Source organism: Providencia sp. PROV175 (assembly GCF_032707045.1).
GTDB classification, from domain to species: domain Bacteria; phylum Pseudomonadota; class Gammaproteobacteria; order Enterobacterales; family Enterobacteriaceae; genus Providencia; species Providencia hangzhouensis.
In genome coordinates this window covers 978,161-993,381 of sequence record NZ_CP120533.1, presented here as the reverse complement: position 1 = coordinate 993,381, position 15,221 = coordinate 978,161, and the positions used below count along the sequence as shown (strand labels likewise).

The 15,221-nt window shown below is 37.0% G+C and carries 16 protein-coding genes and 2 pseudogenes; 8 read left to right on the top strand and 10 right to left on the bottom strand.

All coding sequences use genetic code 11. The features are described from left to right. The first annotated feature begins 65 nt into the window (after positions 1-65). The 6 genes from P3L44_RS04255 (at position 66) to P3L44_RS04230 (ending at position 7,591) form a co-directional block, all read left to right on the top strand. Positions 66-782: an aspartate/glutamate racemase family protein gene (locus tag P3L44_RS04255; protein ID WP_272662795.1), complete on the top strand. Its 717-nt coding sequence runs from the start codon at positions 66-68 to the stop codon at positions 780-782. A 79-nt stretch (positions 783-861) separates the two neighbouring features. Continuing rightward, positions 862-2,163: an anaerobic C4-dicarboxylate transporter gene (locus P3L44_RS04250; protein ID WP_094963063.1), complete on the top strand. Its 1,302-nt coding sequence runs from the start codon at positions 862-864 to the stop codon at positions 2,161-2,163. Positions 2,164-2,882: 719 nt separating this feature from the next. Continuing rightward, on the top strand, positions 2,883-3,956 hold the full coding sequence (locus P3L44_RS04245; protein WP_140172742.1) for a zinc-binding dehydrogenase: 1,074 nt from the start codon (positions 2,883-2,885) through the stop codon (positions 3,954-3,956). A gap of 151 nt (positions 3,957-4,107) precedes the next feature. Beyond that, on the top strand, positions 4,108-4,968 hold the full coding sequence (locus P3L44_RS04240) for an ABC transporter substrate-binding protein (protein WP_370661211.1): 861 nt from the start codon (positions 4,108-4,110) through the stop codon (positions 4,966-4,968). 156 nt (positions 4,969-5,124) lie between these two features. Next, entirely contained in the window at positions 5,125-6,609 is a 1,485-nt protein-coding gene (locus tag P3L44_RS04235; RefSeq protein ID WP_140172743.1) for a sugar ABC transporter ATP-binding protein, read from the top strand. A 10-nt stretch (positions 6,610-6,619) separates the two neighbouring features. Continuing rightward, the gene (locus P3L44_RS04230; RefSeq protein ID WP_272662794.1) at positions 6,620-7,591 is read left to right on the top strand and encodes an ABC transporter permease; all 972 of its coding nucleotides are present in this window, start codon (positions 6,620-6,622) and stop codon (positions 7,589-7,591) included. 160 nt (positions 7,592-7,751) lie between these two features. Here P3L44_RS04230 and P3L44_RS04225 read toward each other — a convergent pair whose 3' ends face one another. From P3L44_RS04225 to P3L44_RS04215, 3 genes are all read right to left on the bottom strand, one after another. Then, on the bottom strand, positions 7,752-8,759 hold the full coding sequence (locus P3L44_RS04225) for a LacI family DNA-binding transcriptional regulator (RefSeq protein WP_004905247.1): 1,008 nt from the start codon (positions 8,757-8,759) through the stop codon (positions 7,752-7,754). Positions 8,760-8,981: 222 nt separating this feature from the next. Further along, on the bottom strand, positions 8,982-9,776 hold the full coding sequence (locus P3L44_RS04220; protein ID WP_140172745.1) for a sulfite exporter TauE/SafE family protein: 795 nt from the start codon (positions 9,774-9,776) through the stop codon (positions 8,982-8,984). A 42-nt stretch (positions 9,777-9,818) separates the two neighbouring features. Beyond that, entirely contained in the window at positions 9,819-10,166 is a 348-nt protein-coding gene (locus P3L44_RS04215) for a thioredoxin family protein (RefSeq protein ID WP_272662793.1), read from the bottom strand. 514 nt (positions 10,167-10,680) lie between these two features. Here P3L44_RS04215 and P3L44_RS04210 point away from each other — a divergent pair. Beyond that, a complete protein-coding gene (locus P3L44_RS04210) occupies positions 10,681-10,908 on the top strand; it encodes a SymE family type I addiction module toxin (protein ID WP_272662792.1) in 228 nt (75 codons plus the stop codon). A 45-nt stretch (positions 10,909-10,953) separates the two neighbouring features. Here the strand turns inward: P3L44_RS04210 and P3L44_RS04205 are convergent, their stop codons facing one another. Continuing rightward, complete coding sequence (locus P3L44_RS04205) at positions 10,954-11,361, bottom strand: hypothetical protein (protein ID WP_125895265.1); 408 nt, start codon at positions 11,359-11,361, stop codon at positions 10,954-10,956. Continuing rightward, entirely contained in the window at positions 11,362-12,267 is a 906-nt protein-coding gene (locus tag P3L44_RS04200; protein WP_336298694.1) for a DUF6862 domain-containing protein, read from the bottom strand. 102 nt (positions 12,268-12,369) lie between these two features. Here P3L44_RS04200 and P3L44_RS04195 point away from each other — a divergent pair, with 102 nt between their 5' ends. Then, complete coding sequence (locus P3L44_RS04195) at positions 12,370-12,606, top strand: SymE family type I addiction module toxin (RefSeq protein WP_316928263.1); 237 nt, start codon at positions 12,370-12,372, stop codon at positions 12,604-12,606. Between the two features lie 54 nt (positions 12,607-12,660). Here P3L44_RS04195 and P3L44_RS04190 read toward each other — a convergent pair whose 3' ends face one another. The 5 genes and pseudogenes from P3L44_RS04190 to istA form a co-directional block, all read right to left on the bottom strand. Continuing rightward, on the bottom strand, positions 12,661-13,203 hold the full coding sequence (locus P3L44_RS04190) for a hypothetical protein (RefSeq protein WP_272662789.1): 543 nt from the start codon (positions 13,201-13,203) through the stop codon (positions 12,661-12,663). Then, positions 13,200-13,529 (bottom strand): annotated as a pseudogene (locus tag P3L44_RS22095) (pretoxin); the annotation flags it as partial. The gene P3L44_RS04190 and the pseudogene P3L44_RS22095, both read right to left, overlap by 4 nt. Positions 13,530-13,728: 199 nt before the next feature. Continuing rightward, positions 13,729-13,923, bottom strand: a complete 195-nt coding sequence (locus tag P3L44_RS04180; RefSeq protein ID WP_272662787.1) for a hypothetical protein — start codon at positions 13,921-13,923, stop codon at positions 13,729-13,731. A gap of 377 nt (positions 13,924-14,300) precedes the next feature. Then, a complete protein-coding gene (locus P3L44_RS04175; protein ID WP_272662786.1) occupies positions 14,301-14,555 on the bottom strand; it encodes an ATP-binding protein in 255 nt (84 codons plus the stop codon). Beyond that, a pseudogene (gene istA / locus P3L44_RS04170) lies at positions 14,552-15,217 on the bottom strand (IS21 family transposase); the annotation flags it as partial. The pseudogene istA and the gene P3L44_RS04175, both read right to left, overlap by 4 nt. Positions 15,218-15,221 lie beyond the last annotated feature (4 nt).

Below are 15,221 nucleotides of genomic sequence, written 5' to 3'. Positions count from 1 at the left end.
AAGAAAGATAAGCATTTATTGATTTTTATTTTATAAAAAGGCTAATGAAATGCAGGGGTATTAAAATGAAAGGTTTAATTGGTGTATTAGGTGGTATGGGGCCTGCCGCTACTGTTGATTTATTTAATAAATTTGTAAGCTATACCGTAGCAAATAGAGACCAAGAGCATATCCCTTTAATTATATCATCTATTCCTGATATACCAGATCGAACAGAAGCGCTATTAAACCATGGTGAATCACCTTTACCTTTAATGACTGACTATTTAAAGAAACTAGAAAGTGCCGGGGCCGAATGTATTGTTATACCTTGTAATACAGCACATTTTTGGTTTAGTGAACTAAAAAAAGTTTGCCATGTCGACATGCTAAGCATTGTTGAGACGACAATGAAAGAAGTACTAGCAACCAAGAAAAAAAATATCGGATTACTTGCAACAAATGCCACTATGTATATGGGACTATATCAAAAAAATATAGAGAATAAACATTTAAACTGCATTACCCCTGATAAAAAAAGCCAAGAAAATGTAATGGAAAGCATTTATTTATTAAAATCAGGAAATAAAAAAATTGCTGAGTCCATTATGAAACAGCAAGCTGAAATTTTATTTTCCCGAGGCGCTGAAATTATTATTCTTGGCTGCACCGAGGTTCCCGTCATTCTTGAAAATGAAATTAATAGTTATCCAGATAAATATATCGACTCAACCAGCTCATTGGTCAGAGCAAGTATTCACTGGTATGAAAACAGAGTCGGAAAAAAATTTAATGATAAATAAAAATATTTAACTTATATCAAATATCAAAATTAATTTTTTAATATTACTAATGACAATATATTGTCTATTGGAGACGATTATGGTTTGGCTAGAAATCATTGTTGTATTAGGTGCAATATTCTTTGGTATACGCATGGGCGGAATAGGTATAGGACTCTGTGGTGGGTTAGGATTAGCGGTATTAACTATCGGATTTGGTTTACCTATAGGTTCACCACCTGTTGATGTTATTCTGATTATTATGACAGTTGTGGTAGCAGCATCTGCATTACAAGCTGCGGGCGGGATGGATTATCTAGTCCGCCTAGCCAGTAAATTTATGCGTAAAAATCCTAAGTATCTAAACATTATAGCGCCAATCACCACTTGGGTGATGACTATCATGGCTGGTACAGGTTTCATTGTGTTTTCTATGCTGCCTGTGATAGCAGAAATTGCGAAAGATTCGGGCATCCGACCATCTAGAACATTAGCAGGCTCAGTGGTTGCTTCACAAATTGCGATTTCCGGTTCTCCAATCAGTGCCGCAATGGCCGCGATGCTGACCATTATGGAAGGTAACGGCATCACGTTTATTGTGGTTATGTCAGTCTGTTTACCCGCCTCTTTTGTTGCTGCCATGGTTGCCGCTTTTATTGCATCACGTCAGGGCTGCGAACTTGAAAACGATGAGGTCTATTTAGAACGTTTACAAAAAGGCTTAGTTCATAAATACGAAGAGAAAAAAGGCGAGAGCACAACGAGAGAAAAATTCTCTGTTGTTCTATTCATTATTGCCACGATTGCTATCGTGATCCTCGCTGCATTCCCACAATTACGTCCCGGTTTTGATATCGGTAAGCCGATGGGAACACGAGATATCATCATCATTTGTATGCTAAGTGCAGCATGTTTGATGGTGGTTTTCTGTAAAACATCACCGGATTCCATTGTATTAGCACCAACATTCCGTTCAGGAATGAGTTCTCTTGCAGTGATCCTCGGAATTGTGACATTAGGTACCACTTTTGTTGATGCCCATATGGACCAAATCAAGGCCATCGCGGGAGATGTATTATCTGCATATCCTATTTTATTGGCTTTAGTTCTGTTCTTGACCTGTGCCTTGTTATATTCGCAAGGTGCCACAACACCATTAATAATTCCATTAGCCATTGCCTTAGATGTCCCGACATGGGCAATTTTGGCCTCTTTTGTCGCCGTCACCGGGGTATTTGTCTTACCCACTTACCCAACATCATTAGCTGCCATTGAATTCGACTCTACTGGGTCTACTCGAGTCGGAAAATATATTTTAAATCATCCCTTTATGTTACCAGGGCTAGGTGGAATTATTGCCGGTGTCGCTTTCGGCTTTATCATTGCACCAATGATTGTCTAGCACAAGGGTGTGAGTCTCCCTCACACCCTTTACGCTGTAATAAAATGATTTTATTGACAAAATGAAGTTAAACTTTGGCTCTATTTAGCTTTATACTTTGTTTAATTGGCAAAATACAATTACGAGGTATAAAGCTATTTTTTTCACACCCATAGGTATATCTGCAAAAAATATTATGACAGCGTATCAAAATGACTCATTACTTTATTTATTTTTTTAAATTAAATTTTATAAATTAAAAATAATGGCCTATTAGCCATTCAATATCTCTTTATTAAATGTAGTTTAAATTTGTTTTCATTCAAAAGTGTGAGCTGAAATGTTTTTGCATGAATTATCCGCTTCTGAAAATAGTTAAAATAATTATACTCGATTTCATATTCATTTCTAAAAAAACAAAACAAGGAATGAATTAAGATTTTCATCATGTTACAGAGTCAATTTCGGCAGTCTCATTTCCCAATGAAAGTACTCAATTAAGTGACTAAGATTAGGGTTTGAATCACAAATTTTAGTTTTTAAGATACTTACTTTCAAAAATGACGACGTCGTCATATTAAAAAAAATTTATTTTATCTATAACATTAAACAACCATTTTTCTTACATACATATCAATATTGATAGTTAAGCGTTAAAAAACTAAAGCAAATGCGTTATAAAAAAACGCTTAATGTTGACGTCAACATTAGGGTTAGCAACTAGAAAGAGGTCTTAGAACATGAGTAACCTACCTGAAAAAATGAAAGCAGTTGTTTGTCATGGCCCACATGATTATCGCTTTGAAAATATTAAAAGACCAACGCCAGGATTTAGAGAAGTTGTCATCAAAGTTGATGGGTGCGGGATCTGTGCTGGCGACTGTAAAGCCAACGATGGTGCTCAAATGTTTTGGGGAGATGACCCATGGATCAAAGCCCCAGTAGTTCCTGGCCATGAGTTTTATGGCCGCGTTGCAGAGCTCGGTGAAGGCTCCGCTGAAAAATTCAAATTGAAAATCGGCGATCGCATCTTAGCAGAACAAATTGTCCCATGTTGGGAATGCCGTTTCTGTAAATCAGGTAAATACTGGATGTGTGAAACCCATGATATTTACGGTTTCCAAAAAGAAGTTGCCGACGGTGGTATGGCTGAATATATGCGTTTTTCAGAACGCGCTATTATCCATAAAATCCCTGATGAACTATCCGATAAAGATGCCGCATTAATTGAGCCAATGGCTTGTGCTATCCACACTGTACGCCGTGGTGATATCGATTTAAATGACGTCGTCGTCATTGCGGGTGCAGGCCCACTAGGGCTGTGTATGATCCAAGTCGCCAAATTAAAAACACCGAAAAAACTGGTTGTTATCGATGCGATTGATGAACGCCTTGAATTAGCAAAGAAATTTGGTGCTGATGTTGTTATCAACCCACTGAAAGAAGATGCCATTAAATTAGTTAAAGATATGACGGAAGGCTATGGCTGTGATGTTTATATTGAAGCAACGGGCGCGCCAATTGGTGTTACTCAAGGACTAGAAATGATCCGCAAACTTGGCCGTTTCGTGGAATTTAGCGTATTCGGTAAAGAAACAACTGTTGACTGGTCAATCATTGGTGACCGCAAAGAACTCGATATCCGCGGAGCCCACTTAGGCCCATATAGTTATGAAGTTGCTATAGACCTGTTTAGCCGTGGCTTAGTTAGCGCTGATGATATCGTTACTCACTTCTATTCCATCGATGAGTGGGAAGAAGCTTTTGTCATGGCGAAATCGGCAGACTCAATTAAAGTCGTCATCAAGCCATAAACATGTTTTAACTGGCAGTAATAATTGATAATTCAAATAAACACTAAATAAGTAAAAACCCTACATATAATTAAACGCTCTTTTAGGAGAACATCTTATGCTGAGTAAATTTAAAAAGTTAGCTGTCGCTGCAAGTGTACTGACTTTAGGTATGGCATTTAACGCTACCGCTAAGCCAGTTTCAGTGGGTATGTCATTTCAAGAATTAAACAATGAATATTTTGTCACCATGAAGGAAGCCTTAGAGAGCGCAACGGGTGATATGGGCGCACAACTATACATTTCTGATGCAGCTCATGATGTATCAAAACAAACCAGTGATATCGAAGATATGTTACAGAAAAAAATCGATATTCTGTTAATAAACCCGGCAGATAGCGTTGGTGCAGAAACGGCTGTACTGGCAGCGAAAAAAGCGGGAGTTGTAGTTATCGCCATTGATGCTCAAGCAAATGGCCCAATTGACTCTTTCGTTGGTTCTAAAAACTATGATGCTGGCTTAATGGCAGGTAAACGTTTAGGTGAAGCACTAGGCGGCAAAGGCGAAGTGGCAATTTTAGATGGTATCCCTGTTGTACCAATTCTTGAGCGTGTTCGTGGCTTTGAAGCGGCAATGAAAGAATACCCAAATATTAAAATCGTAACTAAATTGAACGGTAAACAAGAACGCGATACTGCGATGAATGTGACAGAAAACATGTTGCAAGCAAACCCAACGCTAAATGGGATTTTCAGTGTTAACGATGTCGGTTCTTTAGGTGCGTTAGCAGCGATTGAGTCCTCTGGTCGTGATGTCAAATTAGTGAGTGTTGACGGTTCTCCTGAAGCGGTTGCTGAGATTGCCAAAGGTAACTCGCCATTTATTGCTACTTCAGCGCAATTCCCTCGTGACCAAGTTCGTATTGGTTTAGCTATGGGCTTAGCAAAATACTGGGGCGCCAATGTCCCTAAAGAAGTCCCAATTGATGTTAAATTGATTGACAAAACAAATGCTAAAGACTTTCACTGGTAATCGTTAGTTATCAATAACCGATGTATTGCACCTGTATTTCTGATGTTCGGTGCAATACATTTTCATAAATATTAATTATTAAATGCATATTGGAATAAAAATTCCAAATGGCTTTGTTACCCATTTTTAAGCAGTTGAGAAATATAGGGAAGCAATATGATGCAATTATTAGCATTAAAAGATGTCAGTAAAACTTTCCCTGGGGTTAAGGCGTTAGATAATATTAATCTCTCCCTAGAAAAGGGGGAAGTTCACGCATTATTAGGTGAAAACGGCGCAGGTAAATCAACGCTAATGAAAGTGTTATGTGGAATACATAAACCTGATAGCGGACAAATTCTGATTGAAGGCAAAGAACACACCTTTCATAACTACAGAGATGCAATAAAAGCAGGCGTAGGTATTATTTTCCAAGAATTCTCTCTTATTCCTTATTTAAATGCTTTTGAAAATATATTTTTAAATAGAGAGCTGAAAAATAAGTTTGGTTTATTAGATAGAAAATTAATGCGAAAAAAATCGCAGGAAATCCTAGCTGAGCTGGGTGTAAACATCAATGTTGATGAACCCATTAGCCATTTAAGTATTGCAGAACAACAGTTTGTTGAAATCGCAAAAGCACTGTCTTTGGATGCTAAAATTTTAGTGTTAGATGAGCCAACTGCGACATTAACCCCCAATGAAGCAAACCATTTATTCGATGTAATGCGCGATTTAAAAGCTAAAGGGGTTGGAATGTTTTTTATTTCCCACCATTTAGAAGAGATTTATGAAATCTGTGACACCATCAGTGTACTACGCGATGGACAATATATAGGGTCGCGTAAGGTCGATGAAACAGATTTAGACGTTATTATCGAAATGATGGTTGGCCGTGAAGTTGAAAATATTTACCCTCATAAACGCCAATTTAACGAGCAAGAAGTCATCTTAGATGCGGAAGTTCAGCGTTTTTCATATAGCCCAACTAACCACCTTCAACTAAAAAAAGGTGAAATTTTAGGGCTTGCTGGATTAGTCGGTTCAGGTCGCACAGAAACTATTCTTGCCATGATTGGTGCTGATAAGGCTTACAAGAAAAAAGTTGTTTTAGAAGGCAAAGAAGTTAAAGTTAAATCAGCTGCGACTGCACTGCAATTAGGTATCGGTTTATTACCAGAAAGCCGAAAAACTCAAGGACTTGTATTGCCGTTTTCCGTTAAAGAAAATATATGGCTAAACAATCACGCTCAAAAATTATTTTTAATTCAAAACAAAAAAGAACTCACTTTATCTATTGATTTAATTTCCCAAGTAAAAGTTAAAACACCAGAGCCTCACACTGCAGTTTCTACTTTAAGCGGTGGAAACCAGCAAAAAGTTGTTATTGCTCGCTGGCTAAATAAACAAGCCAAAATTCTTATTTTCGACGAACCCACTCGAGGTATTGATGTTGGGGCAAAATCAGAAATTTATCAATTAATGCGCTCTCTAACTGAAAAAGGAATTTCCATTATTATGATTTCATCGGAGCTACCAGAAGTTATTGGTGTCAGTGATAGAGTTTTGGTTTTTCGAGATGGTGAAATTGCCGCTGAGTTAACTGGAGACGAAATAAACTCAACTCAGATCATGGTACATGCGGCCGGCAATATTATATAGGATAACGACTATGTCTAATCAACGTGCAATTCCATTAACTAAAAATAAATTTAGTTTTTCTAAGCTAACAAAAATACCTGCATTTTTACCATTTGTTGGTTTAATTCTTTTATTTGTCTGCATGTCCATTTTTAATGAACATTTTTTAACTGTAAACAACCTTTCGACCATAGCTCGTCAGGTTTCTATTAATGCCATTATCGCTATCGGTATGACATTTGCTATCTTAACAGGTGGAATTGACTTGTCCGTTGGTGCTGTTATGGCACTGTCTGGAACCTTGATGGCAGGCTTAATGAAGTATTATGGAATGGACCCCTATGCAGCCATCGCTCTTGGACTATTATCGGGTGTTGCTTTTGGCTTTATTAATGGGATTTTAGCCGCTTACGGTAAAATGCCGCCAATCATTGTCACCTTAGGTGCCATGATTATTGCTAAAGGGTTAGCCTTAATTTATACCGGTGGCTACCCAGTTTCAGGATTACCTCAAGAGTTTGCTTTTTGGGGACGAGAAGAATTAATGGGAATTCAAGTTCCTATTTTATTAATGCTTGGCCTTTATCTTATTTTCTATGTTGTACTAAATCATGTCTCTTTTGGCCGTTATATTTACGCTATTGGTGGTAATGAAGAAGCAGCACGCCTCAGTGGTATCCGCGTTGAACGTTATAAAATGTTAGTTTACGTTATTAGCGGTTTTACTGCTGCATTCGCTGGGTTAATATTTACCTCTCGAGTAATGAGTGGGCAACCCAATGCAGGAGTAGGCTTTGAGTTAGATGCGATTGCTGCGGTCGTACTCGGCGGCGCCTCAATAGCAGGAGGCCGTGGTATGATCATTGGCACACTGATTGGCGCAATGATCTTAGGCGTACTTAATAATGGTTTAAATTTATTAGGTATTTCACCTTATGTTCAATATATTGTAAAAGGTTTAATTATTTGGGGCGCTACCTTAATTAGCTCAATGAAACGCTAAATTAATAATACCTCATCGCCATTAAGATAGGCAGGTATCATTACCTGCCTATCTATAATTGCCATACTTCAAGTTGTATGGGTGTTGACTGTGTTCATATACAACTCAAATTCTTTAGAGTACATATAAAAATCATAACGGACTTTCTTTCTAACTCTTATTAATAAACAACAAGTTTCCCATCAACAAATATCTGTTTTGTTTTATGGTCTTTATGTGAATCTCGCTCTATTTCAGAAAACAATAACTCAGTTGTTAATTCACCAAGATATACTGAATCGTGGTGTACACCAGAAATAGATAAATGGTAAGTATCTGCATAGGGTGGTAAATCTACAGAAAAATAACGGCAAGAAAGGCCTAGCTCTAAAATAATTTTATACATCCCTGCCGTGATAATTCCATTCAGCCCAACAATATACATATTTGGTGTATAAAGCTCTTGAACTTTTTTTCTTAGATAATCTTCATCATTCTTATTAAACATATAACTGCTGTATAAGACATTAATATTTTTTCTATTTGGAAAATTTTCATATATACCCGCTAAACGAGACAAACTAATTTCAGATCCTTCTGGCCCTGAAACAATCAGTGTGTTTTCACTATTCTGCTGGTTAAGAAATTTTCCTGTTAAAGCGCCAATTTCAAAGTTTTTCAAAAACAGCCCTGAATACTTATTTTGATAACCATAAATTGAACGGTCAACAAAAACTAAAGGCACATTATGTTGATCAATTAATGATAAGTAACTTGGTTGATAGTCTTTATCATCACGAACTGGCGATAGTAGGATCCCACTCGCTTTGTAGCTGACTAATGTTTCGATTGCTGTTTTTTCTGCTTTTTCATCACTATCTGAATCAAAAATCATGACTTGATAGCCTTTTTCTTTCGCTAAGCGTGAGACAGTTTGAATCAGTACGATATAAAATGGGTTAAATGTGCTATCAGTAACCACACCTATTATGCGGCTATTTTTGTTTTTCAGATTACGTGCAAAAAGATTTGGCACATAATTGAGCTCTTGTGCTATCGCTAATATTTTATCTCGAGTTTCCTTCTTTACCATCTCAGGATGATTAAATGCTCTAGAGACTGTAATATCAGTTACATTAGCACGTTTAGCTATATCAATTATCGTTGTTGAGCTATCTTGTTTTGTCATAATTATACTAGTCAACCTTTAATGAATCCCCTGAAGAATAGGCTAGTAATCCATTTGGCTATTATCAGGGAGAAATATGCGATTATTCATTATACCGTTTTGAGCTTGAAGATAAATCAATTTCACTTTCTTTAAGAAGAATAAATGACTGATAATTCAAAATAGTGACATACCGCATGAATTAGAAATGTTAAATAAACAAATTGACATTTAAAATATATTTTAAATAACTTTTAGCTCAATCAGCACTGATAAAATCAATCCTAAAGCGACAAGAATAACAACAATTGAAAATAGCATTTGAATGGTTCTATTGGAAATATAATGCATTATTAATCGACCGATTAATAAACCAATGACACAAGAGACAATAAATATAATACTAATTTCTTTAGGGTATTGAAACCCATTCAAAACATTAATAAAAATACTAATACTACCAATACAGAAAATAACCATTAACGATGTTGCAATAATACTCTTCATATTCAAATTAGTGAACTTTCGCAATGCAGGAACAATAATAAAACCACCACCGACACCTAGCATACCAGTAAGTAATCCTGTAATGACACCAATCCCCCCAAAGATTAACGCTGTTTTAGTGTTCCAAATAAATTTCCCAGTTTCTGTATTAATTAAACAATGTGCATCATTTTGCTCATCAACCCTATTGAAAAATATACGCCCCCCGACATAAAGCATAACAAGGCTAAAAATAAGCGTTAACCAAACTGAAGGTACAATATGGGCAAGGTAAATACCATACTTAGCAGAAGGGATACTCAATAATGCTATCCAAATTGCGGCTTTATAACGAATACTTTTTTTTATAAGCCCTTGAATAACGCTGATAAAAGCCGCTATTGTAATTGCTAGAAGCCCAACAGGCGCAGCGAGTGCAACACTCCAACCTTGGCTTGCCATTAAAGCAGGAACAGCAAGAATTCCCCCGCCAGCTCCCGTCAAACCGAGTAGACAGCCTATCAATAACCCTTCTAATATCAATATTAACATTATGAATTTCTTATCATTATTATTAAATATATTCGCTGAATATTAACGCTTACCGAGCGTTTTCTCCAATACCATTAATGCCCTATTAAATGGTACTTCTCCTGCAATAATATCGATTAACCGAGTATCTTGGAAAACCGCAATTGTTGGCACTGATTTTATACCATATCGAGGAGCTAAAGTGGGCGATTGAGCAATATCAACAATGCCAAAAATGATGTTACTTCCTTGAAAATATTCAGAAATTTTAATGAAAATAGGTTTCATATTTTTACAAGGTAAACACCACGATGCCGAAAAATAAACAACTACAGTTTGTTGCTCATCTTGCTCTAGGGGGTAAAGTGTACTCGAGAAATTATCACTATCTAATGATAAAATATTCGGCATTATATGCTACCTTTTGTGATTTTTTCCTAAACTAACATACAAAAACAATATACTCGATAATATATCACTTCTTATCCATTAGTTGATCAATATTATTGGGAATTTTATTATTTAAAATCAATAAATTAACTTATTACCCATCATAAAATGCATGTAAATATGATTTAAAACAAATGATTAAAATAGCTTCCAACCGCCATAAATATTTATATTAACTTAAAGAAACTATAATTATATATACCTAATTTATTATACATTTATTTTTAACTTGTATTTCAAGCATTATAGTAATCACATTATTTGGTGAAATATAAAGATATTTATAATTAAAAGTAAACCAGACTCTCTACACTTAATAAAACCTTTAAATTTTTTATTTAGATTATGACTGAAATATGTCTAACGGATCTCAACGAGATCTAACAGCATAAAACGTTGAGATAGAACGCATGGCAATTATGAGTTCACACCTCACAACAGTCGCTAACCACAACAACTATACGAGGTAGTCACCATGGCTAAGCGCGATTGTAGTGTAAAAACACCGACGGCTAAAGAGGAAGTGGTCAAAACCAGACACTATACAGTGGGTTACGCCCCTAACCGCGGTAAACCCAACCCCAGCCCACAACTGACTTTAAGCGGTAAGTGGCTGAATGAGTTGAGGTTTGAGGTAGGCAGCCACTATACCCTCACTCGCCAAGCCGGACAGTTGATCATCCGGCTGGCTGAGGGGGAGTAAGACGGCTAAGGAGATCCCAGTGTACGGCTGGGTTCTCTTTTCAGATCAACGTAACCAAAAAGGCAAATCATCCTCTGTTAGAGCATCATACAACTCTTGAGGACGATCCTTATCATCAATACAGTATGGCATATCTGTAAATCCAACTTTTAATGGTTGGTATATTTCCCAGCTGTTATAGAACATTTTTGCAGATTCGATACAAGTAATAATCGCATCAAAGTATTTTAGATATTTTGATTCTGAACTTGATGATTTCTTCAACTCTGTTATTAAGTTTTCAAAACGATCTAGATCTTGATATCTAATATATTTTCTATATAAGCTATCTATTAATTCCTTCTCCAAATCAGGAATATTCTCACCAGATAAATAATCAAAAAAATCAATCATTTCTTGTACTGTTCCAGTTTCAAATATAGAACTTCCGCCCATAAAACCAATACTTTTCATTTATTTCCTCTTAAATTGAATATCTGTAGGTTTTATTGCTCCATTTGATTTAGAAACAATCCCTTTAATTATAACATCTTCTTGAGCAGCAGAGACTGTCTGTCCTCTAATATCAATTACAACGCGTTGAGTCATACCTGCTGGTAAATGTTCTTTTCGCTCAATTGCCTGCTTAGATACATTATTAATTAACCCATTGGAGTTAGTAGAAACTGTGTAATTCTTAACTTCAACGCTACACGTATTTCCTTGGCACCAATCAGGTCTGGTACTACCTTTTGTACCATAAGGAACTTCTTTTCCATCTTTAAAGCTGACTTGCTCACGCCAACCATTACCTAAATCTTTACCAACATCTTTCTCTGATTGCTGAGGCGTTGGGCGCTTCATTTCACTAGGCTTATCTTTTATCCACGCACCGACATTATCATTAGCAGCCTTCGCACCGTAAACTAAACCTACCGTCTCTTGAACAACCAACGATATTTTGACCCACTGGGGCATATCATCCATAGATTTCTGGAAAGCTTGGTCTTTCGCAAGTTTTTGATCCAGCATTTGGCTAGCTTGGCTCATTGAATAACCTTGATCTAATAATCCAATCAGGTCTTTCGAGTAGCTCGTCACCAAATCATCGTACTTCGCCATTTGGTCTGGATAAGCTTTTAAAACATCATGATAAGCTTGGTATTCCGCATAACCTTGATAGCTATCTTTTGCGTCATAGGCAAGTTGTAACTCTTTGGCACAAGCTTGGCTATTACTGCCAGAACATGCAGCTGATAAAGCATTATCTCTATCTACATCAAGCTGTTTTAAGCCATCTAGTTTTGCTTTTTGCTCATCCGTAATATCGCCACTGTCAGCTTTACGTTGTAAATAATCTCTTAAACCTGCTTCTGGCATGCTCAAGTAGTTATTCTCAACAACAACTCACTCCATTGCGAAACGGGCGGATAAAACAACTTTTTCCTTGTATATTCAATCAATTACAAGTTTATTTTTCCAGTGCATTTTACTTGTCGAACACAAGTGCCCCGACGTGCGTTTTTTAGCCTAAAAAGGGATAAAGCAGAATTAAAACCAAACGCTATACAATGGATTCCTCCCAAACGAGGTAAACCCAACCCAAGGCTCACCTTAAGTGGTAAGTGGTTGAGTGAACTAAGGTTTACGGTGGGCAGCAGCATCACTCTCACCCGCCAAGCCGGACAGTTGGTTATCCGGTTGGCTGAGAACGAATAAGATCATTAAGGAGATCCCAGTATAGAATTGGGATCTCTATATTTTTAGTAATAACTAACTGATTGCCTCAAAAAAATTACTTATTTCTTCTTGTGTTAGTTTATCCAATAACATACTTGTGATGTTTTTTTTGTCATTAATACCCACATAAAATCTGTCACTACATTTTATCCAATTAATTTCTTCCTCGTTCTTTGCAATATTTAGCATTATAGACGTTGGTGATACTATTGCCTGAATATCAAAATCAAAATCATCGATAAAACGTTGGCTAAAACTATTGTTATTCTGAGATTTCCATATTTCTAAATTAACAACTGGAGTTCCCGAGCTATCTACTAATAGTTTTTCTAAAGCCGTATCAACCTTGTGAACACATTCAGGGTTTATAATCACTAATGTTATCGCCGATAAAAAACCATTTTCAGGTAATACCGCTATCTCTAGTAAACTTTTCTTACCATCCCCTAATCTATAATATAAAGGAACATTTCCAATTGTATCGAATAGTTTTATATCAATAGGTACATATCCATCAATACTGATATCCATATATTTAGATTTATTAATAACACTATCAATAGTTAATTTCATCATTTATACAACGCATGTTTTAATACAGGATAAGGGTCTGTTGGTCGCTGACTGAAGACTAATTCCCAGCGGCCAACTTGTACTTTTTCATTATGCTTAAATCCTTGTAAGGACGCTTCTTTAACCGCCCCTTGAAGACTAGCCAACATAGCTTGACTTCCCTCTGAGGTACTATGGGACAATCCATTTCGTGTCAAATACTCTCCCATATGTTTTGTTGCATTAGGGTTAACCCAAATAGTTTGACCATTGACTGTCATTTCAAAAGATTTAGGAATCGACGTTCCTGGAATCTGAGGCTGAGTTGCTTTAATCGAACTCCAGACTGTGTCATACTCACTTGGCAATGAACCACTATTAAATTGCCCACTAGGGTGATTAACATCTACAACTTTCCCTGTTTCTTTAAAGCTATATTCACCTTTTCCTGCATCCCATTGCGGTAATGGTGAATTTTTCTTCGCAAATTCTAAGTATGCTTTAGCCGCTAAGAACTGCACCAGTTTTGCTTCAGTTGTCGGAGGTGAACTACTCAATATTTGAGCTTGCTTTCTCTGGGGACATTTGCTGATTAGACCAATATAAATCTAACGGGATACCAACAAAATTTCCCCATGCTTCAAGGAAGCCTCTTGCAGGATCTTGTCCTTCAGGGTGATCACCTTTCGCAAAGTCACTTAAAGCAACATTAATATCTTGAATGCTATAACCATTCTTTTCCATAGATTCGGCTAATGTGAACGCCGATTGTCCATAATCTACCATACCATCCGGCAGATCTTTAGAGCTGAAAAAGTTATTCTCAACAACAACTCATTCCATTGCAAAATAGGCAGATAAAATCACTTTTCTCTATTGAATTCAGCCAGTTAACATTATATTTTCAAAGAGCATTTTTATCCAGAGAACCGATTTTGCCGACGTGCGCTTTTGAATTTAGAAATAAGCAAAAACACCAATTAAATCAATAGAATACAGGAGTTATTTATCGAGTCCAGCTAAACCCAGCCCGCAACTCACCATCTCAGGTAAGTAGCTGAATAAATTATGGTCTGATGTGGGTGGCCACTTTATCCTCACTCGCCAAGCCGGATAGTTGATTATCCAACTGGCTGAGAGCGAATAATATCGTTAAGGAAGATCCCTATATGGGGTAACCCTGCAAACTGCAAGAGTATCGCCTTAGTACGCTGCATCTTAGCATTGATTTCCTCAATCAGAAGTTTTTCAATAAAATCAGCATACGACCCTTCTTGTGCAAGATGTTTTTCAGCAATCCTCGGCCAGTTTTCAGGTAATGCGTAGAGTCCTAGTTGGCAACAAGCATCAGCAATACGTTCAGATTGTAAATTCATAATGTCTCCTGCAAAAGTTGATCATAGACGCTAAGCGGATGCTGTAGGCTTTCAAATGGCATCGGTGTCATATTTATCTTCTGATAGCTATCAATATTGCCAAACTTTATCGGCAATGGCAGTAAGGCATTCTGCTCTGTGATTAAGCGTTGGTTCGGTATTTCACCTGTCGTACCGTGGACTCTTACATTGGCAACTTGAGTTAACCAGTAACCGACATAACCATTTGCAGTTTGGACATCCAGTTGTAACGCTGACATCCTTAATGTTGCTTGTAATGGCACAACAAAGCTTGATTTTAGGTAACGGTTAAAACGTTCAACTTTCCCCTTTGTTTTGGCTCGATAGGGGCGACAAACGGTCAGGTTAAAACCATAATCCTGAGCAAGAGATAAAAGCTTAGGATTCCAACGATGCTCTCCTACTCGGTAAGCATCACGCTCAAGGATGATCGCCTTTGCGTTATCAAAAAGAATCTCATGAGGAACACCGCCAAAAAACTCGAAGCTACGGACTAATCCATCAACCCATGCATCGGTTCGTTCATTGTCATAAAAATGAACATAACTGGCTCGAGAGTAACCCAGCGTTGCAACAAACGCCTTTAATGCCTGTTTACCTCGCCGAATAATGGTAAAATCAACTTGCAACTGCTTTCCTGGCCAA

Coding starts and splice junctions, on each gene's coding strand:
- P3L44_RS04190 (WP_272662789.1), bottom strand. CDS start 13,203: ATGATGAAATTAACTATTGATAGTGTTATTAATAAATCTAAATATATG.
- P3L44_RS04180 (WP_272662787.1), bottom strand. CDS start 13,923: ATGGAAAAGAATGGTTATAGCATTCAAGATATTAATGTTGCTTTAAGT.
- P3L44_RS04215 (WP_272662793.1), bottom strand. CDS start 10,166: ATGCCGAATATTTTATCATTAGATAGTGATAATTTCTCGAGTACACTT.
- P3L44_RS04175 (WP_272662786.1), bottom strand. CDS start 14,555: ATGAATTTACAATCTGAACGTATTGCTGATGCTTGTTGCCAACTAGGA.
- P3L44_RS04210 (WP_272662792.1), top strand. CDS start 10,681: ATGGCTAAGCGCGATTGTAGTGTAAAAACACCGACGGCTAAAGAGGAA.
- P3L44_RS04200 (WP_336298694.1), bottom strand. CDS start 12,267: ATGCCAGAAGCAGGTTTAAGAGATTATTTACAACGTAAAGCTGACAGT.
- P3L44_RS04245 (WP_140172742.1), top strand. CDS start 2,883: ATGAGTAACCTACCTGAAAAAATGAAAGCAGTTGTTTGTCATGGCCCA.
- P3L44_RS04250 (WP_094963063.1), top strand. CDS start 862: ATGGTTTGGCTAGAAATCATTGTTGTATTAGGTGCAATATTCTTTGGT.
- P3L44_RS04225 (WP_004905247.1), bottom strand. CDS start 8,759: ATGACAAAACAAGATAGCTCAACAACGATAATTGATATAGCTAAACGT.
- P3L44_RS04235 (WP_140172743.1), top strand. CDS start 5,125: ATGATGCAATTATTAGCATTAAAAGATGTCAGTAAAACTTTCCCTGGG.
- P3L44_RS04240 (WP_370661211.1), top strand. CDS start 4,108: ATGGCATTTAACGCTACCGCTAAGCCAGTTTCAGTGGGTATGTCATTT.
- P3L44_RS04220 (WP_140172745.1), bottom strand. CDS start 9,776: ATGTTAATATTGATATTAGAAGGGTTATTGATAGGCTGTCTACTCGGT.
- P3L44_RS04205 (WP_125895265.1), bottom strand. CDS start 11,361: ATGAAAAGTATTGGTTTTATGGGCGGAAGTTCTATATTTGAAACTGGA.
- P3L44_RS04230 (WP_272662794.1), top strand. CDS start 6,620: ATGTCTAATCAACGTGCAATTCCATTAACTAAAAATAAATTTAGTTTT.
- P3L44_RS04255 (WP_272662795.1), top strand. CDS start 66: ATGAAAGGTTTAATTGGTGTATTAGGTGGTATGGGGCCTGCCGCTACT.